Source organism: Actinocrinis puniceicyclus (assembly GCF_018283645.1).
GTDB classification, from domain to species: Bacteria; Actinomycetota; Actinomycetes; order Streptomycetales; family Catenulisporaceae; genus Actinocrinis; species Actinocrinis puniceicyclus.
On sequence record NZ_JAGSXH010000027.1, the window covers coordinates 20,472 to 39,238 of the forward strand.

18 protein-coding genes are annotated in these 18,767 nt (G+C 69.3%); 5 read left to right on the forward strand and 13 right to left on the reverse strand.

Annotated features, from left to right (window positions below; all coding sequences use genetic code 11):
- Position 1: 1 nt before the first annotated feature.
- Positions 2-844 (reverse strand): cytochrome bc1 complex diheme cytochrome c subunit, encoded by an 843-nt coding sequence (gene qcrC, locus KGA66_RS10350; protein ID WP_211467171.1) that lies wholly within the window; start codon positions 842-844, stop codon positions 2-4.
- 35 nt (positions 845-879) lie between these two features.
- On the reverse strand, positions 880-1,530 hold the full coding sequence (ctaE, locus tag KGA66_RS10355; protein ID WP_211467173.1) for an aa3-type cytochrome oxidase subunit III: 651 nt from the start codon (positions 1,528-1,530) through the stop codon (positions 880-882).
- A 374-nt stretch (positions 1,531-1,904) separates the two neighbouring features.
- Here ctaE and KGA66_RS10360 point away from each other — a divergent pair, with 374 nt between their 5' ends.
- The gene (locus tag KGA66_RS10360) at positions 1,905-2,357 is read left to right on the forward strand and encodes a hypothetical protein (RefSeq protein WP_211467175.1); all 453 of its coding nucleotides are present in this window, start codon (positions 1,905-1,907) and stop codon (positions 2,355-2,357) included.
- A 59-nt stretch (positions 2,358-2,416) separates the two neighbouring features.
- The gene (gene trpD / locus KGA66_RS10365) at positions 2,417-3,502 is read left to right on the forward strand and encodes an anthranilate phosphoribosyltransferase (RefSeq protein WP_211467177.1); all 1,086 of its coding nucleotides are present in this window, start codon (positions 2,417-2,419) and stop codon (positions 3,500-3,502) included.
- Between the two features lie 180 nt (positions 3,503-3,682).
- Here the strand turns inward: trpD and KGA66_RS10370 are convergent, their stop codons facing one another.
- The 5 genes from KGA66_RS10370 to ctaC form a co-directional block, all read right to left on the reverse strand.
- Positions 3,683-4,093 (reverse strand): DUF4259 domain-containing protein, encoded by a 411-nt coding sequence (locus tag KGA66_RS10370; RefSeq protein WP_211467179.1) that lies wholly within the window; start codon positions 4,091-4,093, stop codon positions 3,683-3,685.
- A gap of 161 nt (positions 4,094-4,254) precedes the next feature.
- Positions 4,255-5,622: a L,D-transpeptidase gene (locus KGA66_RS10375; RefSeq protein ID WP_211467181.1), complete on the reverse strand. Its 1,368-nt coding sequence runs from the start codon at positions 5,620-5,622 to the stop codon at positions 4,255-4,257.
- A gap of 527 nt (positions 5,623-6,149) precedes the next feature.
- Positions 6,150-6,548, reverse strand: coding sequence for a cytochrome c oxidase subunit 4 (locus tag KGA66_RS10380; RefSeq protein ID WP_211467183.1), 399 nt, complete (start codon positions 6,546-6,548; stop codon positions 6,150-6,152).
- A gap of 4 nt (positions 6,549-6,552) precedes the next feature.
- Positions 6,553-8,274 (reverse strand): aa3-type cytochrome oxidase subunit I, encoded by a 1,722-nt coding sequence (gene ctaD, locus KGA66_RS10385; RefSeq protein WP_211467235.1) that lies wholly within the window; start codon positions 8,272-8,274, stop codon positions 6,553-6,555.
- Positions 8,275-8,279: 5 nt separating this feature from the next.
- The gene (gene ctaC / locus KGA66_RS10390; protein WP_438822031.1) at positions 8,280-9,167 is read right to left on the reverse strand and encodes an aa3-type cytochrome oxidase subunit II; all 888 of its coding nucleotides are present in this window, start codon (positions 9,165-9,167) and stop codon (positions 8,280-8,282) included.
- 423 nt (positions 9,168-9,590) lie between these two features.
- Here ctaC and KGA66_RS10395 point away from each other — a divergent pair, with 423 nt between their 5' ends.
- Positions 9,591-11,090: a cysteine desulfurase/sulfurtransferase TusA family protein gene (locus KGA66_RS10395; RefSeq protein ID WP_211467185.1), complete on the forward strand. Its 1,500-nt coding sequence runs from the start codon at positions 9,591-9,593 to the stop codon at positions 11,088-11,090.
- A 122-nt stretch (positions 11,091-11,212) separates the two neighbouring features.
- A complete protein-coding gene (locus KGA66_RS10400) occupies positions 11,213-11,767 on the forward strand; it encodes a hypothetical protein (protein ID WP_211467187.1) in 555 nt (184 codons plus the stop codon).
- 884 nt (positions 11,768-12,651) lie between these two features.
- Here KGA66_RS10400 and erpA read toward each other — a convergent pair.
- On the reverse strand, positions 12,652-13,002 hold the full coding sequence (gene erpA / locus KGA66_RS10405; RefSeq protein WP_211467189.1) for an iron-sulfur cluster insertion protein ErpA: 351 nt from the start codon (positions 13,000-13,002) through the stop codon (positions 12,652-12,654).
- Positions 13,003-13,269: 267 nt separating this feature from the next.
- Here erpA and nadA point away from each other — a divergent pair, with 267 nt between their 5' ends.
- Positions 13,270-14,472, forward strand: a complete 1,203-nt coding sequence (gene nadA / locus KGA66_RS10410) for a quinolinate synthase NadA (protein ID WP_211467191.1) — start codon at positions 13,270-13,272, stop codon at positions 14,470-14,472.
- An 18-nt stretch (positions 14,473-14,490) separates the two neighbouring features.
- Here nadA and KGA66_RS10415 read toward each other — a convergent pair whose 3' ends face one another.
- The 5 genes from KGA66_RS10415 to KGA66_RS10435 form a co-directional block, all read right to left on the reverse strand.
- Positions 14,491-15,645, reverse strand: a complete 1,155-nt coding sequence (locus tag KGA66_RS10415) for an endonuclease/exonuclease/phosphatase family protein (RefSeq protein WP_211467193.1) — start codon at positions 15,643-15,645, stop codon at positions 14,491-14,493.
- Positions 15,646-15,854: 209 nt separating this feature from the next.
- The gene (pspAB, locus tag KGA66_RS10420) at positions 15,855-16,424 is read right to left on the reverse strand and encodes a PspA-associated protein PspAB (protein WP_211467195.1); all 570 of its coding nucleotides are present in this window, start codon (positions 16,422-16,424) and stop codon (positions 15,855-15,857) included.
- A 58-nt stretch (positions 16,425-16,482) separates the two neighbouring features.
- Positions 16,483-17,403 carry a zinc metalloprotease HtpX gene (gene htpX / locus KGA66_RS10425; RefSeq protein WP_312886846.1) on the reverse strand — a complete coding sequence of 307 codons (921 nt, stop codon included), beginning with the start codon at positions 17,401-17,403 and terminating at the stop codon, positions 16,483-16,485.
- Between the two features lie 161 nt (positions 17,404-17,564).
- Positions 17,565-17,843 carry a PspA-associated protein PspAA gene (gene pspAA, locus KGA66_RS10430; protein ID WP_211467197.1) on the reverse strand — a complete coding sequence of 93 codons (279 nt, stop codon included), beginning with the start codon at positions 17,841-17,843 and terminating at the stop codon, positions 17,565-17,567.
- The gene (locus KGA66_RS10435) at positions 17,840-18,631 is read right to left on the reverse strand and encodes a PspA/IM30 family protein (protein ID WP_211467199.1); all 792 of its coding nucleotides are present in this window, start codon (positions 18,629-18,631) and stop codon (positions 17,840-17,842) included. Before KGA66_RS10435 ends, pspAA begins: the two co-directional genes overlap by 4 nt.
- Positions 18,632-18,767: the final 136 nt, after the last annotated feature.

The window sequence follows — 18,767 nt, forward strand, 5'->3', positions numbered from 1 at the left end:
CTCACTTCCCCGCCTTGCCCGCGGCCGCCGCTTGCGCGGCCTTCTGAGCGGACGCCTTCGTCGTGTGCGCCGCGATCCACACCGCGCACAACAGCAGCGCGATCAGGCCGACGGTCCAGATGAACAGGCCCTCGGAGACCGGCCCGAGACGCCCGAGGCCCGCGCCGCCGTAGTTCGGCTCGTTGCGGCTGTTGAGCAGGTAGGAGATGATCGCCTGCTTCTCGGCCGGCGGGATGACCTTGTCGCTGAAGACCGGCATGTTCTGCGGGCCGGTGAGCATGGCCTCGTAGATCTGCTGCGGATTGGTCTGCGTGAGCTTCGGCGCGAACTTGCCGTCGGTCAGCGCTCCGCCCTCGCCGGCGAAGTTGTGGCACTGCGAGCAGTTCTCCCGGAACAGTTGGCCGCCGAGCGCGACAGCGTTGGCGTCGTACGCGTACTGGCCGGCCGCCGGGATCTGCGGCCCGCCGCCCAGCGACTGGACGTACGCGGCCATATCCTGGATCTGCTGGGTGCTGAAGATGTTCTGCTTGGCCTCGACCTGCGCGCCCAGCTGCTTGGCCGGCATGCGCCCGGTGGAGACCTGGAAGTCGACCGAGGCGGCGCCGACACCGACCAGCGACGGGCCCAGACCGGTGCCCTCGGCGTTCTTGCCGTGGCAGCTTGAGCAGGACGAAATGTACAGCGCCTTACCGTTCGCCAGCTGCTGCGCCGCGCTCTCCCCGGTGTCCGCGCTGGCGGCGGGGGAGACGAAGGCGGCGAACAACGTGCCGGCGAAAGCCAGCCCGAGCGCCAGGACGACGAACGCTGCCAGTGGGTGGCGTCGCCGCGTGGAGAGCGATTTCACGACTTGGTTTCCCTCATCAGGCTTGCGTCCGTTGGTTACTTGATCAGATAGATGACGCTGAACAGGCCGATCCACACCACGTCGACGAAGTGCCAGTAGTAGGACACGACGATCGCGGCGACCTCTTGGTCATGGCTGAATCTACGGGCCTTGTACGTGCGCCCCAACACCATCAAGAAGGCGAACAGACCACCCGTCACGTGCAGCCCGTGGAAGCCGGTGGCCAGGTAGAAGGCGCTGGTCCAGGCGTTCTCCGAGATCGGGTGCCCGTCCTTGACCAGGGAGGAGTACTCGTACACCTGCAGCGCGATGAAGACGGCGCCGAGCACGAAGGCCCAGGCGTACCACTCGCGCATGCCGTAGCGCCTGAAGTTGAGGATCGACCCGGTCCGGGAGACCTGGTGGCGCTCCGCAGCGAACACCCCGAACTGGCAGGGGAACGAGGAGGACACGAGGATGATCGTGTTCACGGCGGACAGCGGCACGTTCAGGTGCCCCGCGTTCGCCTTGAAGACCTCGTCGCCGTTGACCGAGCGCAGGGTGAAGTAGACCGCGAACAACGCCGCGAAGAACATCAGCTCGGAGGCCAGCCAGACGATCGTCCCGACGCTGACCAGGTTGGGCCGGTTGGGCACCCGGTGCGCGGGTGCGGCTTGGGTTGCTGTTGCTGTCGCCACGGCGGCCATTATGGTCCCTGCCCCGATCGGCCCGACGCAGGGGGTCCTGGTTACCGGTCCGGCCGGGTCCGGTTACCCCGGAACGGAGTAGTGGCCGCGGCTTGAAACGGACATCCGGGATGATCCGCCCGCCCCGCGGCGCGAAGTGCGGGACCGGCGGGCGGCCGAACGTCCACCGTCCGTGGCCACGCGCGTATTCGTGCCCCGTAATCCAATCGTTAATACCCCGGCGCCCTGTTCCGGCGAGCCGTCGGCGAGCCGGATCGGGGGTGGTCCCGCGGCGTCCACGGACCTCCTCGTTCACACAGTCCGGCCCGGGCACTACGATCGGCTCCGGCACAGCGGTTACGTCACCAGCGCCATACGTCCCGAGGGAGTGGCCCATGTCCAGCCCGTCGACCGTCGACCACGCGGCCGCCACCCCGGCGCACCGCACTGCCCTGACGGTCCTCGTCTACAGCGACGACGCCAACGTGCGCGCCGCGGTGCGCGCCGCCCTCGGCACCAAGCCGGCCACGGACCTGCCCGACGTGCGGGTGCGCGAGGCGGCGACCGAGCCGGCGGTGATCGAGGCCATGGACGGGATCGCGAAGGGCCACGGCCGCATCGACCTGGCGATCCTCGACGGTGAGGCGGTGCCGGCCGGCGGGATCGGGATCGCCCGTCAGCTCAAGGACGAGATCTACCGGTGCCCACCGCTGCTCGTGCTCACCGGCCGCGCGCAGGACGGCTGGCTGGCGACCTGGGCGCGCGCGGACGCGATCGTGCCGCACCCGATCGATCCGGTCCGTCTGGCGGATGTCGCCGCCGCGCTGTTGCGCCCGCGGGTAGCCTGAGCGCACGGCCGGGAACCCCTGGCCGCACCTGGGCACAGCGCGGGAGGAGGGCCAGAATCATGACGTCACCATCGACGGACATCGCGGCGGAGGGCGCGCACAGCTGGTCCTCGGTACTGCGCGCGCTGGTGAGCGGCGAGGCGCTCTCGAGCGACGCCGCGACCTGGGCGATGCACCAGATCATGACCGGGGACGCGAGCCCGTCGCAGATCGCCGGCTTCGCGATCGCGCTGCGCACCAAGGGCGAGACGGTCGAGGAGATCGAGGGCCTCGTCGCGACGATGTACCGGCACGCGCAGACGCTCGACGTGCCGGGTCAGATCGTGGACGTGGTGGGCACCGGCGGAGACATGGCTCGCACCGTGAACATCTCCACGATGTCCGCGATCGTCGCGGCGGGCGCCGGTGCGCGGGTCGTCAAGCACGGCAACCGCGCCGCGTCCTCGTCCTCGGGCGCGGCGGACGTACTCGAAGCGCTCGGCCTGCGCCTGGACCTGCCGATCGACCGCGTCGCCCAGATCGCGCTGGAGGCCGGCATCACGTTCTGCTTCGCCCCGGTCTTCCACCCCGCGCTGCGGCACGCCGCTGTCACGCGCAAGGAGCTGGGCGTGCAGACGGCCTTCAACATGCTCGGCCCGCTGACCAACCCGGCCCGGCCCCGGGCGCAGGCCGTGGGCGTGGCGGACAGGCGCATGGCCCCTATCGTGGCGGGCGTACTGGCCAAGCGCGGCAACTCGGCGCTGGTGTTCCGCGGCGACGACGGGCTTGACGAGTTGACGGTCGCCTCGACCTCGACGGTCTGGGTCGCCCATGGCGGGGTGGTGACCGAGGAGAGCTTCGACCCGCGCGCGGTCGGCATCGGTTTCGCGCCGGTGGAGGCGTTGCGCGGCGCGGACGCGGCGTACAACGCGGCCGTGGTGCGCAAGCTGCTTTCGGGCGAACGCGGCCCGGTCCGCGACGCGGTGCTGCTCAGCGCCGGGGCCACCCTCGCCGCGCTGGACGGCCTCGGCGTCGCCCCGGGCGAACTGCCGGCGCTCACGCAACGGCTGGCCGCGGGCATCGCCCGTGCGGACGAGGCCCTGGACTCCGGCGCGGCCCAGGCCGCGCTCGACCGCTGGATCGAGGCAACCAGCCGGGCGGTGTGACGGCCGCTCAGGCACGTCGCGGCGTTCGTCGGCGGCAGCGCAATCAAGGCTCGAACTCGCCCGGCAACCCCTCGCGATACAACCGAGGTGATGCCGTTACAGCGCACGCACGCGCCGAGCGATTCATCCCGACGAGCGAACGCGATTCATCCCGACGAGTGAATGGGTCTTGCCGCTGGTTCAGCCGTTGAGGACCTGACGCAGTGACGCGATGCGCTCCTCGAGCGCGGCGCTGGACGGCGTGTTGGCCCAAAGGGCCATCCACTCGCTGTCCGGACCGGTGACCCGGTCGAGTGCGGCCAGGGCGACGCGCTGATCCTCCGCAGTGACCTGCGGGCGGTGCGCGGTAAGCCAGGCATCGACGGAGGAGTTGCCGGTCGCGGCCGCACGGGAACGGCCGGCCGCCACGAGACAGGCCGCGGCGACCGCGACGTGTCCCTCCTGCAGTTCGACCTTCCCCGGCCGCTCGACCACCGCGACGAGGGTCTCGCGCAGCTTCGGGGGTACCTCGGAGTCGGGTGTCTCCTCGACCTCGTCGAAGAAATCCATCGCGTCATCGTTGTCGAACGGTCCGACCTGCCACGTACCCATTGCCGACGCTCCCACTTCCGGTAGGCGTGGTCGCCTCCTGTACCGAACGGTAATCAGGAACGGCCACCGGCGCCACAGGACCTTGGGGTGATCTGCGCCGCGGATCGGCCGTGCGCGTGTGGGTGCGAGCGGGCCGGCGCCGGTGCCTCTGCAGGCCTGGCCTAGCCGGAGACGGGCTTGCCGCCGATCGTCGCGCCGTACGCCGAGCCGGACAGCCACGACGACCAGCTCGTGGTCCAGTCGCCGAATCCGTTTGTCAGAGCCACCGTCTTGCTCGTGCCGGTGACCTGGACCACATCACCGATGTGGGCGAGGTTGTAGAACCAGGTCGCGTCCGAGGTGCGCGCGTGTATGCAACCGTGCGACGAGTTCACTTGCCCGATCTGGCCGTCCCAGGGCGCGGCATGCACATACGTGCCCGAGTAAGTGATCTGGGTGGCCCAGGTCACCAATTCGTCGTACTTGTCGCCGTTTCCGTAGTCGCCCTTCATCTCCACCGGATTGCCCTTGTCGAGCACGGCCAGCGTGCCGCTCCAGGTGATGAAGCGGGGGTCGTTGGTTCCGGTGTCGATCGGGAACGTGCGCACGACCTGGCCGTTCTGGTACGCGGTGGCCTTGAACTGCTTGGTGTCCACGATCAGACGAAGGTCGGTGTCGCGGACGGTGAAATCCAGAGAGTGGTCGCGGATGAAGTACTGATGCTGGCCGGCGCGCACCCCCGAAAGGCCGAGCGCGACGGTGACGTGCGTTCCGGTCTGCCAGAAGTCCTGCGGCCGCCAGTCCATCGTGTCCGAGTCGACCCAGTGCCAGGCGCCCGCCACCGGCGGGTTGGTGCTGACGACGCACGCCTTCTCGACATCGGCGCGGTATGCGCCCGGTACGTAGTTGGTGAACTGCACGCGGATCGGCTGCCCGACGCCGACGGTGACGCTGCTGCCCGGCCACATTTCCAGCACGCCTATGGTCGCGGAGGGCTTGAGCGTGGCGAACGAGATGGTTTTGGTGACGGACTTGCCGCCCTTGTCCGCGGCCTGGATCTGCAACTGGTACGAGGTGCTCAGATGCAGCACGCCGTTGGACGTCCAAGTGGACTTGTCGCCGGAGAGCGTGCCGCTGGTCTCCTGGCCGCCGGAAAGCTGGACCGAGGTGATGGTGCCGTTCGCGACGGTGACCGTCACCGGCTTGGAGGGGTCCACGCCCGACTCGCCGTTGGCGGGAACGGTGGTGAAGCTCGGGGCCGGGTATGTCGGCGAGGGCGAGGGGCTTGCGCTGGAGCCCGTGCCTGCCACGCCGCTTCCGCCGCCCGCGCCGGAGCCGGCGTTGCGCCGGCCGCTGCCCGAACCGGTCACGGCCGCGGCGACGCCGCCGAGTGCGGCGAGACCGAGCAGGCTTCCGGCGGCGATGATCCCGCGGCGGTGCACCCTGGTGAAGCTGCCCGGAGGCTCCGACGCGGACTGCGCGGCGTATGGAACGGGTGCGTGGTTCGGGGCGGGCGCAGTGAAATAGGTGGCGGCCGGAAGCACCGGCACGTGCCGTATGGCGGCCGTCTGCGCGCTTGGGTCGGCGGCGGGGGGTTGCGCGCCTACGGGTGGTAACAGCCGTGTAGGCGCATCGGGTGCCGGGTCGTGTCGCGCGTCGTCACGGGCCGCCTGATCGTGGTTTCCTTCCGCATCCGGCGACAGCGCCGCATCACCCGATTCGGCTTCCGGACCGGCCGGGGGTCGTCCGGCGTCGCCACGTTCCTGCTGCTGCCCGTCTTCGGGCGCCTGCCTGGAACCGTGTCCGCCATAGTGCCGGTCGTGTCCGTCGCGGCCCTCTGCGGGTATGCCGGAGCCGGCCCCATCCGTCATCGCGCTACAACTCCCCTGGCTCGCGCCGCCGACCACCTACCTGCGGTTACCCACGGACGCCAGCATAATGAGCCAGGGCCGGTGCGGTAGATCCGCACCGGCCCTCAAGCACAGTTGTTACACACCCACGACCTCGCCGCGATCGCGCTCTGACCTGGCATTCAGCCTGGGCTCAGGTTTACTCGCCACGACCGGCCACGGCCGCCTCAGTAGTGCTTGTTCTCGCCCCGGTAGTACTCGAAAACCAGGCCGTAGACCCCGTAGGCCAGGAACGGCGCAGCGAAGTAGCACATCCAGAACCCGACCGCGATACCGGTGAACATCGCCGCGCCACCGGCCGCCAGGACGAACGGCCACCAGCTGTGCGGAGAGAAGAAACCCTGCTCCCCCGCGCCCTCGTGCGGTTCGGCGTCGTCGCGGTCCTCCGGACCCGGGCCGATTCGCCGCACGGTGAAGGCGAGGTAGAAGTAGATCATCCCGCACAGCCCGAAGGCCATGGTCAGCGCCGCGGTGCCGGTCGGGTCGTGCGACAGCCACCAGTAGAGCGGCACGTCGAGGAAGAAGAAGACCGCGATGATCAGGAACATCCGAGCCGTGAGTTTCACAGCGTCACTCGCCCTTCTCCGCCGAGCGCTGGCGCACCAGCGCCTTCTTCGCGCCGTGGCCGCGCTCGCCCAGTTCGATCTCGCGCAGCGCCACCTCGGGGTGGTGCAGGTCGAAGGCCGGGGACTCGGAACGCACCCGCGGCAGTGAGCTGAAGTTGTGCCGCGGCGGCGGGCAACTGGTCGCCCACTCCAGCGAGCGGCCCCAGCCCCACGGGTCGTCCACGGTCACCCTCTTGCCGGACTTCGCCGTCTTGTAGACGTTGTACAGGAACGGGACGGTCGACATGCCCAGCAGGTACGCGCCGATCGTCGAGATCGTGTTCAGCGTGGTCCAGCCGTTGGAGGCCATGTAGTCGGCGTAACGCCGGGGCATGCCCTCCGCGCCGAGCCAGTGCTGCACCAGGAAGGTGGTGTGGAAGCCGATGAACAGCGTCCAGAAGTGGATCTTCCCGAGCCGTTCGTCGAGCATCTTGCCGGTCCACTTGGGCCACCAGAAGTAGAACCCTGCGAACATCGCGAACACCACCGTGCCGAACAGCACGTAGTGGAAGTGCGCGACCACGAAGTAGGAGTCCTGCACCTGGAAGTCGATCGGCGGGGAGGCCAGCAGGATGCCGGTCAGGCCGCCGAACAGGAAGGTCACCAGGAAGCCGACCGACCACAGCAGCGGGGTGTCGAAGGAGAGCGACCCGCGCCACATGGTGCCGATCCAGTTGAAGAACTTCACCCCGGTGGGCACCGCGATCAGGTAGGTCATGAAGGCGAAGAACGGGAGCATGACCGCGCCGGTGGTGAACATGTGGTGTGCCCACACGGTCACCGAGAGGCCCGCGATCGACATGGTCGCGAACACCAGGCCGCTGTAGCCGAAGATCGGCTTGCGGCTGAAGACCGGGAAGATCTCCGAGACGATGCCGAAGAACGGCAGCGCCACGATGTACACCTCGGGGTGCCCGAAGAACCAGAACAGGTGCTGCCACAGGATCGCGCCGCCGTTGGCCGCGTCGAAGATGTGCGCGCCAAGGCGCCGGTCGACCTCCAGCGCGAACAGCGCCGCGGCCAGCACCGGGAACGCCAGCAGCACCAGCACCGAGGTCAGCAGGGTGTTCCACACGAAGATCGGCATCCGGAACATCGTCATGCCGGGCATGCGCATGGTGATGATGGTGGTGATGAAGTTCACCGAGCCGAGGATGGTGCCGAAACCGGACAGGGCCAGGCCCATGATCCACAGGTCACCGCCGACGCCCGGGGAGTGGATCGCGTTGGACAGCGGTGAGTAGGCGAACCAGCCGAAGTCCGCCGCGCCCTGCGGGGTGAGGAAGCCGCTGACCGCGATCAGCGAACCGAACAGGAACAGCCAGTAGGCGAACGCGTTCAGCCGCGGGAAAGCCACGTCCGGCGCGCCTATCTGCAGCGGCATGATCGCGTTGGCGAACCCGGCGAACAGCGGCGTCGCGAACATCAGCAGCATGATCGTGCCGTGCATCGTGAACGCCTGGTTGAACTGCTCCGGCGTGAGGAACTGCAGGCCGGGGCGGGCCAGCTCGGTACGGATGAGCAGCGCGAGCAGCCCGCCGAAGCCGAAGAAGACGCACGAGGTGATCAGGTAGAGGAACCCGATGACCTTGTGGTCGGTGGAGGTGATCCACTTGACCACGGTCGAGCCGGGTTGCCGGGTGCGGTAGGCCGTCACCGAGGGTACGGCGGCCACCGGGTCATTGATCGCGGTCACCAGCCGGTCCCTCCGGTAGCGTTCTTTCCCTTGATGCCAGTCATCGGGCCGACACGGCACGGGATGCCCTCTTCGCCGACTCCGGCGTTCGGGCCGCAGCCGATCGGCAGCTGGCCGTTGTTGCCCTTCTGCTGGAGCTGGGCGAGGTGCGCCTTGTACTGGTCCGGCGGCACCACGTCGACCCAGAACAGCATCCGGGAGTGGTCCACGCCGCACAGCTCGGCGCATTCACCGATGAACTCGCCCTGCTTGGTCGGCGTCAGCTCGAACTGGTTGACCCGGCCCGGCACCACGTCCAGCTTGAACAGGAAGGCCGGCACCCAGAACGAGTGGATGACGTCCGGCGAGGTCAGCGTGAACTTGACCTTCTCGCCGAGCGGCAGATACAGATGCGGCGGCTGGCCGGGGGTACCCGCCTCGTACACCGACGGACCGCCGGCCGAGAACTGCTGCCCGGTGGCGGCGTCGTAGTTGTAGTTGAACGACCAGCTCCACTGCCGCCCGACCACGTTGATGCTGGTGGCCTGGTCCGAGGTGATCTTGAGCAGCTGCGACTCGTCCTTCGCGGTGAAGTAGAACAGCACCGCGACCATGATCGTCGGAACGGCCGTGTACAGCAGCTCGATCGGGATGTTGTATTTGGTCTGCGGCGGCACCTCGATGCCGTGCCGCGAACGCCGGTGGAAGAAGGACGTCCAGAGGATCAGCCCCCACACCAGGGCGCCGACGGCGAACGCCGCGATCCAGGATCCCTGCCACAGGTGCAGGATCGTGGGCGCCTCGGCGCTGGCCGGGTCGGGGAAGCCGAGCCGGGTGAAGGTGCTGTTCGCGCAGCCGGAGGCCGCGACCAGCACGGCGCCGGCCAGCGCCGCGCGGGCGATCAGTCGCCGCTTCGCGGCCGGAGCGCCGCCACTTTGACGCTGTCTTGACGCAGCGGTCCGCCGCCCGCGAGCGGGATCGCTCAGCGCGCGCGGCCTGCGTTCGGAGCCGTACTGACTCAACGTACCCTTCCCGGAGTCTCGCCCTGCTCACCGGCACCTACACGCCTTCGACAGCTCGGACGCGGGCCCCGGAGTGCGGGCAGGGGTTCAGTTCTGCGGCCAAACCCTACTCCAGCGGTTCACGGCCTCCGCGAGCAGGTACCCCCCGTACCGGGAGGCTGCGGCGCGGGCTCATGCGAACGGGCTAATTGCAGACCGGATGCGGGCTTTTCGTCCGCAATTGCGCGGAGATGACGATACGTCAACCCGTCCGGTACCACGGTGGACGGCGGCGTGTTGAATGGTGCTGTGCGTAATGCTGCTGCGATGAGTGCCGCCGGGACGCCGGTCTTCCTTGACGCGGCCTCGGGCGAGCCGATGGATCCGGTGGCGCGCGAGGCGTATCTCGCGGCGCTGGAGGACGGCTGGGCGGATCCCGACCGGTTGTATCGCGAGGGGCGCCGGGCCCGGATGCTGCTGGACGCGGCGCGGGAGGCGGTCGCCGAGGTGCTGCGGGCGCGCCCGGACGAGACGGTTTTCACCACGTCCGGCACGGCCGCCCTCCATCTCGCGGTCGCCGGGCTGGCCCAGGGTCGGTCGCGGGTGAGCCGGAGGATCGTGACCAGCGCGGTCGAGCACTCGGCGGTGCTGCACGCGGCCGAGTACACGGCGGCGCGGCTTGGGGGTGAGCATGTCGCCGTCGCGGTGACGCGGCTCGGTCGACTGCGGGTGGAAGAGTTCGCGCAGGCGCTGCGCGGCGGCGCGGCCTTGGCCTGCGTGCAGCACGCCAATCACGAGGTCGGGACGGTGCAACCGGTCGAGCAGGCCTGGGAGGCGTGCCTCGATGCCGCAGGACAGCCGGGCGGCCCGGTCGCCTTGCTGGTGGACGCCGCGGCGGCGCTCGGCCGGATCCCGCCGCCAGAGCACTGGTCGGCGCTGTGCGCGTCGGCCCGCAAGTGGGGTGGACCGGCCGGGGTGGGGGTGCTGGCGGTGCGCAAGGGGACGCGGTTCGCCGCAGCCTGGCCGCAGGACGAGCGGGAGCAGGGCCGCGCGCCCGGCCCGGTGAACGTGCCGGCGGTCCTCGCCGCCGCGGCCGCGCTGCGCGCGCGGGAGGCTGAGCGGGAAACAGTGGCTGCGCGCCAACGCGCCCTGGTCGAGCGGATCCGTGCCGAGGTCGGGCGCACGGTACCCGATGTGGAGATCGTCGGCGATCCCGAGCGGCGGCTGCCCCACATCGTGACCTTCTCGTGTCTCTACGCTGCGGGCGAGGCGCTCTTGCTGGAGTTGGACCGCGCCGGATTCTCGGTTTCCTCCGGTTCGTCCTGCACCGCCTCGACGCTCACGCCGAGTCATGTGCTCGAAGCGATGGGCGTGATCAGCCACGGCAACGTCCGCGTCTCGCTGCCGTGGCGGATCACGGACGAGGAGGTGGACCGGTTCCTCGCGGCGCTGCCGACTACGGTCGCGCGGGTGCGGGCCGAGGCGCCCGGTGGTGTGCGCGAAGCGGGGGGCCAACCGAGTAACGGAACCGGGGCTGCGGAGAGCCGCAGCGGCGCCGGCGTGCCGGAGGCGGTCGGATCGGGCGGGGCCGAACCCGAGACGGTCGACGCGCTCGGTCGTATGTGCCCGATCCCGGTCATCGAACTGGCCAGGCGGATCGCCCGGGTACCGCTCGGCGCGACGATCAGGGTGCTGGCCGACGATCCGGCCGCGCGCCTCGACATCCCGGCGTGGAGTGAACTGCGCCGCCACAGTTACCTCGGCGAGACTCCGGTCCCGGAGCGTGGCGAGAGCGCGGTGGCTTATCTGGTGCGCCGCGAACACTGAGTTCTGCGCGCGCGGCTTTGGGGAACCCGCCGCCGCCGGCCGCCGTCCAAATCGAGACGGACCCGGCCCACGGGTTCGTGATGCCCACGCAGCAGCACCCACAGAAGGACGGATGGTTCGCAATGGCCCACAATCCCCGGCGAAGAGCCGCCTCACTCGCGGCCGCGCTCGCCGTGATCGCGCTTGCCGGCGCTCTGGCCGGTTGCGCGAGCAGCAACTCCGCCGATTCCCCGGCCGCGCAGGCGGCAGGCGCGAGCGCGGCCGGGTCGGCGCCGTTGGTCCCGGCGCATTCCGCCACCGCCTCGCCGAACCCGTCGTCCTCGGTCAATCCGGGCGGCCCGATGAGTCCGGCGCCGACGCCCACGCCTACGCCGACTCAGGTCACCGCGCCGCCGCCGAACGCCAAGTATGTGCCGATCGAACAGGCGACCAAGTCTCCTGACGGGCGCACCCTCTCTCTCGAGATCATGGCGCGCGGCGGTGCCTGCGGCAATTACGTGCTGGTCGTGCAGCAGTCGGCGGCGCAGGTCAACGTCGGGCTGGCTCAGTTGCCGGTGCGCAAGGGCGTGATGTGCCCGATGTTCATCGGCCCGCGCATCTTCACCGCTCAACTGACGGCCCCGGTCGGCGTCAGGCCCGTCGTCGACCTTTCCAACGGCGCCCGTCTCGCCCCCTGACCGGCGCGAGCGGCCGACAAGCCGGACGCTGGTGACTCTTCGTGACAAATGCGCGCCGAAAAATCTTGTCGGAGCAGGGAACCAGCCTGGCTTTACGGCCGTTTAACTCTACAGAAGGCAGGAAGCCGCATTACACTCAGTGATGCAGGACTTGCTGATGGGGTGTTGGTTGACAAGACTCGCGCCCGCAGGGCTCTCCCCCCGGCCCTGCGGACGCTGTAGCGGATCCCGGGCAGCCATCCGTCGGCGCACGGATGCGGGATCCGGCGCACAAAGGCAGGACCCCCGCCGTCATTTGTGGGTAGTGACGGTCGGGGGTCCTGCTGCGTCTCCAGAAGTTTGCAGCTCAGCAGCCGTTTCCGGCCCTCAGCCGAGCGAGCGTGGACTTCCAACTACGTCCCGCTGAATCCCACTGTCGCGCGTTGATCGCGACAAATACGCGGCAACGGCCGTCGCCTGGTTCAGGCTTCCTCTCCCCCGCTGACATCGGTGTCGTCGGTGTCGTCGACCTCGGCCAACGCCAGCTCGCGCTGCGAAGTTCGGAAAGAGCTGCTGACGTGTACCGAACCGAGATGTATTAACCCCGTGACAACTGAGGCCGGGGAACTAGCGTGGGAGTGCAAACCGGGATGAAACAGACAGTCGATGGGGTGGCACGATGTTCGAACTGGCCTACCTCACGATCGCCTCCGTCAGGGCCAGAATGTGAGCCGCGGCGCGTCGGCGGCAGGTCGGCCCCGGGCGTCGTCCACGGATCGCGCCGCACGGATGACACGCTCCGGGACGCGACGAAACGAAGCGACGAAGCGACGGCCGACGCGGAAGTGCCGCGCGACCGCCGCTTCGTTATAGCGACGAGACGACTGCTCTTGACGAGCAGAGGACTAGTTGAAGCTCTCGCCGCAGGCGCAGGAGCCGGTGGCGTTCGGGTTGTCGATCGTGAAGCCCTGCTTCTCGATCGTGTCGACGAAGTCCACGGTCGCGCCGACCAGGTACGGGGCGCTCATCCGGTCGGTGACGACCTTCACACCGCCGAAGTCGCTGACCACGTCGCCGTCCAGCGCGCGGTCGTCGAAGAAGAGCTGGTAGCGCAGACCCGAGCAGCCACCCGGCTGGACCTGGACACGCAACGACAGGTCGTCGCGGCCCTCCTGGTCGAGCAGGTTCTTGACCTTGGTCGCGGCGGTCTCAGTCAGGATAATGCCGTCCTGCGTAGTGGTGGTGTCAACCGTCATGCTCTCTGCCTGCCTTCGAAGTCCGCGGACATGGGCTCCCAGAGTCAACGCGACCGCCCGGAGCCAATATTCCACTACCCCGCGAGCCGGTTGCCCATTTGTCTTCTCCCCCATGGTCGCACAATCCAACGGCTGCGGCGGTACCCGCTTCGGTCTACCGCCCGGTAGCGCGGCACGGCGGACGGCTGAGGTACGATGGTTAGCGTCAGATCGACGATAAAGGCATGAGGGGGCGTTCTCCCGCGTGCCGCACGCGCGGGAGGCACCGTGACCGTCACCACCGAAGCCGAAGGGGTCTTCGCCGAGCCCTCGGCGACGCCGCTGGCGCTGTTGCTGCTCGGGCAGGCCGCCGACCCGCACAGCGAACGCGGCGTGGAATGCCCGGGCGACCTGCCCGCGCCGAGCGACCCCGACCTGGTGCAGCGCGCCGCGGCGGCGAAAGCGGCGCTGGGCGAGCGCGTTTTCGTGCTCGGGCACCACTACCAGCGCGACGAGGTGGTGCAGTTCGCCGACGTGACCGGCGACTCGTTCAAACTGGCCAGGGACGCCGCGGCGCGCCCGCAGGCCGAGTACGTCGTGTTCTGCGGTGTGCACTTCATGGCCGAGTCCGCGGACATCCTGACCGGGCCGGACCAGCAGGTGGTGTTGCCGGACCTGGCCGCGGGCTGCTCCATGGCGGACATGGCCACCGCGGAGCAGGTCGAGCAGTGCTGGGACACGCTGACCGCACTCGCCGAACGCGACGGACGCGGTATCGAACGGGTGATCCCGGTCTCGTACATGAACTCCTCAGCCGACATCAAGGCGTTCACCGGACGGCACGGTGGCACGATCTGCACCTCCTCCAACGCCGAGCGCGCCCTGCGCTGGGCCTACGAGCAGGGCGAGCAGGTCCTGTTCCTGCCCGACCAGCACCTCGGCCGCAACACCGCGATCCGGCAGCTGGGCTTCGCGCCGAGCGATTGCGTGCTCTACAACCCGTACAAGCCGAACGGCGGGCTGACGGACGCTCAGCTGCGCGAGGCGAAGCTGATCCTGTGGCGCGGGCACTGTTCGGTGCACGGCCGCTTCACGGAGCAGTGCGTGGACGAGGTGCGCGAACTGATTCCGGACGTGAACGTGCTCGTACATCCGGAGTGCCGCCACGAGGTCGTGCAGAAGGCGGACTACGTCGGCTCGACGGAGTACATCATCAAGACGCTGGAAGCGGCCGCGCCCGGTACCGCGTGGGCGATCGGCACGGAGCTGAACCTGGTGCGTCGCCTGGCCGACGCGCATCCCGACAAGCGGATCGTCTTCCTGGACAAGTCGGTGTGCTACTGCTCGACGATGAACCGGATCGACCTGCCGCACCTGGTGTGGACTCTCGAATCGCTGGTCGCCGGCAAGGTGGTCAACCGGATCACGGTCGACCCGGAGACGGCGCGCTACTCGCGGCTCGCGCTGGAGCAGATGCTCGCGCTGCCGTAGCGGGTCCGGCCGGGCCGGCTACAGATGCAGGTCGATCTCGATCGGAAGATGCGACTTGCCTCCCGAGAGGGCCGGCAGCACCACGGACCGCACCGGCGTGCCGCCGCGCAGCAGCAGGTCGTCGAGGCGCACGGCCGGGAACTCGGCGGGCCAGGTGAAGCCGAAGCCGCTGCCCGCGGCCGCCTGCGCCGAGGTCAGGCCGAGCCCGGAGCTGAGCTGGGAGAAGCGCCGGTCGGTCTGCGCGACGTTGATGTCGCCGACCACGGCCAGCCTCGGCGCCGCGTCCGCGGATACCGTCTTCGCCAGCCTGGTGACCGCCTCGTCGCGCACTTTCGCGAAACCCTGGTCGCCGAGCACCGGCTGGGGGATGTGCACCACGTAGAACACGAGCGGGCCCTGCGGCGTGGTGACCGTCACACGCAGCGCGCCGACCACGACGTGCGGGACCGCGGCGACCAGACTCGGATTCGCGTCGTTCGCGTCGTCCGCGGCGGCCGTGGTGCTGGTCGCCAGGTCGACCCCGCGAGCGTCCGCGATCGGATAGCGGCTCCACACTCCGAACTCGTACTGCGTGACGTGGTAGCCGTACGCCGCATTCAGGTTCTGCGACGCCGACGACGTCGCGAGTGCGGGCGTCAGGTGCTCAAGCGCTACCACGTCCGCGTGCTGGTTCGGGCCCAGTTGCCCGACCCCGGCCAACTCCACGCTGGAGGCGTTGACGTCCTCGCTGATCACCCGCAGGTTCGCGGGGATCGGGTCGCCGCGGGGGAACAGCTGCGGGCCGTAGCCGCCGAGCCAGACCGCGGTGGCCGCCACGGTGGCGAACAGCGCGCGTAGCGAACGCGCAGCCAGCGCGGCGATCAGCAGCAGCGCGGTGGGCACCGCGAGCCACGGCAGCCAGGTCTCCAGCAGCGAGGCGATACCGGCACTGTCGGGCAGGAACCGGTGACCGATCAGGAAGGCGGCGATGGCCCAGCCGAGCACCGCGACCGCGGTGCCTATCTGCCGGCGCGCGGACGGCCAGGGACGGCCTTCCCCGACGACGGGCCCCGGCCCCGGAGCCGGCGGCTCCACGCCGTAAGGCAGCGTCGGCTCGTATCCGTAGGAGTCGCTGGGATCCACACCGTCCTCGCCACTGCGCTGGCCCGGGAGGATCGGAGTCCCCTGTTCCACACCGCCGGCTGCCCGCTGCGGCTCGACCGACACTGCGCTTCCCTCCGCCAATCGCCGAAGTCGAGCACGAGCGTAGCGGTTGACCGGCGCACGGTGCCAAGCGCGCGGCGGGAATCGTGGCAGAGGTGTGACGCGGTCACGAGGCCGTCACACGGGGCGTGGCGCGCCGGCCGGCCGTTTCCGCCACGCCGTGCCCGCCACAGACCCTGTCACAGACCCGGAGCGCCCCAGACCGGGAACCAGCGCGCCAGGTCCTTCTCCAGCGGCAGGTCCGCGCCGATCTCCGTCTTGACCTGGAGTTCGAGGGCGTTGTCGCGGTGCGGCTCGCCCTGCGGGGCGAAGGGGTAGAAGGTGCCCTTCTTGTACAGGTACACCAGGCCCAGCCGGCGGCCCTGCGGATCCTCAAAAGAGAGCAGGGTGCACAGCAGGTACGGGCCGAAGCCGTTGTCCTGCAACGAGGAGTTGACCGCGTGCACGTCCGTCACCAGGTCCGAGATCTGCTCCGGTTCGCGGTGCACCAGCAGCCAGGTGTAGCCGTACTTGTCCTTGGAGACCTCGACCTTCGGACCGTCGAAGCCCTCGATCAGCTGCTCGACGTCGGCCTCGACCTGCGCGAAGGCGCCGCCCTCCGCCTTGCGGTAGCAGACCGCGCCGTAACCGGTCGGCTTGAAGCCGAGCGAGACCTCCAGGGTGAGCGCGGCGTTGGGCACCGCGAACAGGTGGTCCAGGTTGGGCTGCACCGGCTTGGTGCGGCCGAGCAGCGTGTCGAGGAATCCCATGACGGGCGGGCCCCTTGGTCGAGTGGGTCGGACGGGTTGGGACGCGGCTGGCGGCGGCTCAGTGACCGAGCTGCTGGGAGATCTTGGACAGCTGCGCGATGCGCTTCTCCGTGCTCGGGTGCGAGGACAGCAGCGTCTTGGCCGTATCCCGGTTGAACGCCGGCGTGAAGTAGAACGCGTTGAACGGCTGCGCCTGGCGCAGGTCCTGGGTGGGGATCCTGGCCACGTCGCCGGTGATCTTCTGCAGCGCGGAGGCCAGCGCCGAGGGATTGCCGGTCAGCAGGGCCCCGGCCCGGTCGGCCGCCAGTTCGCGGTAGCGCGAGAGCGCCATCGTCAGCAGGAACGAGATCGCGTAGGTGATCATGGAGACCAGCAGGATGATCAGCTGCACCGGCACCCCGCCGTCCCGGTCGTCGCGCCGGTCGCCGCCCAGGCCGAACCAGAACGCCATGCGCGCCACCAGGCCCGCCAGGATGCCGAGGAACGAGGCGATCGTGATGACCAGCACGTCCCGGTGCGCGACGTGGGAGAGTTCGTGCGCGAGGACGCCCTCGAACTCCTGCTCGGTCAGCCGGCCGGTGCGCCACTGGTCGTAGAGCCCGGTGGTCACGCAGATCACCGCGTTCTTCGGGCTGCGCCCGGTGGCGAAGGCGTTGGGCATCGGGGTCTGGGCGACGGCGACGCGCGGCTTGGGCATGTCCGCCATCGCGCACAGCCGGTCAACCACACCGTGCAGGTCGGGGTACTGCTGCGGGGTCACCTCGCGGGCGCCCATGGCGAAGGCGGCGATCTTGTCCGAGAAGAAGAACTGGAGGAACAGGATCACGCCGGCGATGACCAGCACCACCGGCAGGCTGCGCGCGGGCACGAACGCGACGAGGGCCGCGACGAACGCCACGGCCAGCGCGCCGATGAGGAACATGACGAAGACCATCCGGGAGGTCAGACCCCGGTCTGGCGCGAACCTCGTCCTGGCCACGGATGTCGCCGTCCTTCCGAAACTGTCCGCGGACCGACTGAATCGAATCGGTCCGTGCTGTCATCAGGCACAACGGGCTTTCGGGCGGGGAAGTTCCCCGCCCGGACCGGGTGGAGGGCATGCGGAAGCCCGGGCGCGGGGGCGAGCGCCCAGGCCCCGGCCTAACCGGGGATGAGCCCGTCGCTGGAAAGCAGGTCCCGCACCTCGTCGAGCGAGGAGTCGGCGCTGGGCAGGATGAAGTCGCTCGGCTTGATCTCCTCTACCGGCATTGGTTCGCCCAGTTCGCGCACGCGCGCCAGCAGCGCGTCCATGGCGGCGCGGAACTTGGCGTCCTCGCCGTCACGGACGGCTGCCAACAGCTCGTTGTCGAGCTTGTTCAGCTCGTCGAGGTGGTCCTGCTGGAGGGTCAGCTGTCCCTCGCCGAGGATGCGGACGATCACTTGGCGTCGCCCTCCTTGACCTCTTCCGCGTCCTGGATCGTGCCGGGCTTGGCCACGCCCGAGGCGCCGGGCTCCAGCTGCTTGGTCGCGCCGCCGGCCAGTTCCAGCTTCATCCGCTCCAGTTCGTTGTCCACGCCGGCGCCGCCGGAGAGGCGGTTGAGCTCGGCGTCGATGTCGTCGCCGGTGGTCAGCGCCGCCAGCTGGTCGTCCAGCGCACCGGACGCGGTCAGTTCGGTCATCGCGTCGGCGCGGGCCTGGAGCTGGGCGGTCTTGTCCTGCGCCCGCTGGATCGCCATGCCGACGTCGCCCATCTCCTCGGAGATGCCGGTGAGGGTCTCGGCGATTCGGGTCTGCGCCTGGGCGGCGGTGTAGTTGGCCTTGATCGTCTCCTTCTGCGTACGGAACGCGTCCACCTTGGCCTGCGCGCCCTTCACGGCCCTGGTCAGATTCTCCTCCTGCTTGACCAGGTTCTCGTGCTGCGGGGTGAGCGTGGCGATCTGCTGCTGCACCTCGGCGCGCCGCGTCAGCGCGTCACGGGCCAGGTCCTCGCGGCCCATCTCCAGTGCCCGGCGGGCTTGCTGCTCGCGCTTGCCGGCGTCCTGCTGGACCTGCTTGATCTGCAGCTCGATCCGCTTACGCGCGGTGGCGACGTCAGCGAGCGAGCGGCGCAGCTGGGTCATGTTCTCCAACTGCTTCTGGTACGCGTAGTCCAGCGTCTCGCGCGGATCCTCATACTTGTCCAGGGCTTTGTTCGCCTTGGACTTGAAGATCAAGGACATGCGCTTCATGACTCCATCGGCCATGGGCCCTCCAGGTCCCCCTTAAGCGGCGCCGTGCGGCGGCTTTTGCGGTCAGTGACCACGATAGTTCTTTGCATCCACGCTGGGCCAACCAAACCGGGCCGACCGCACCGCCCTCGCGCGA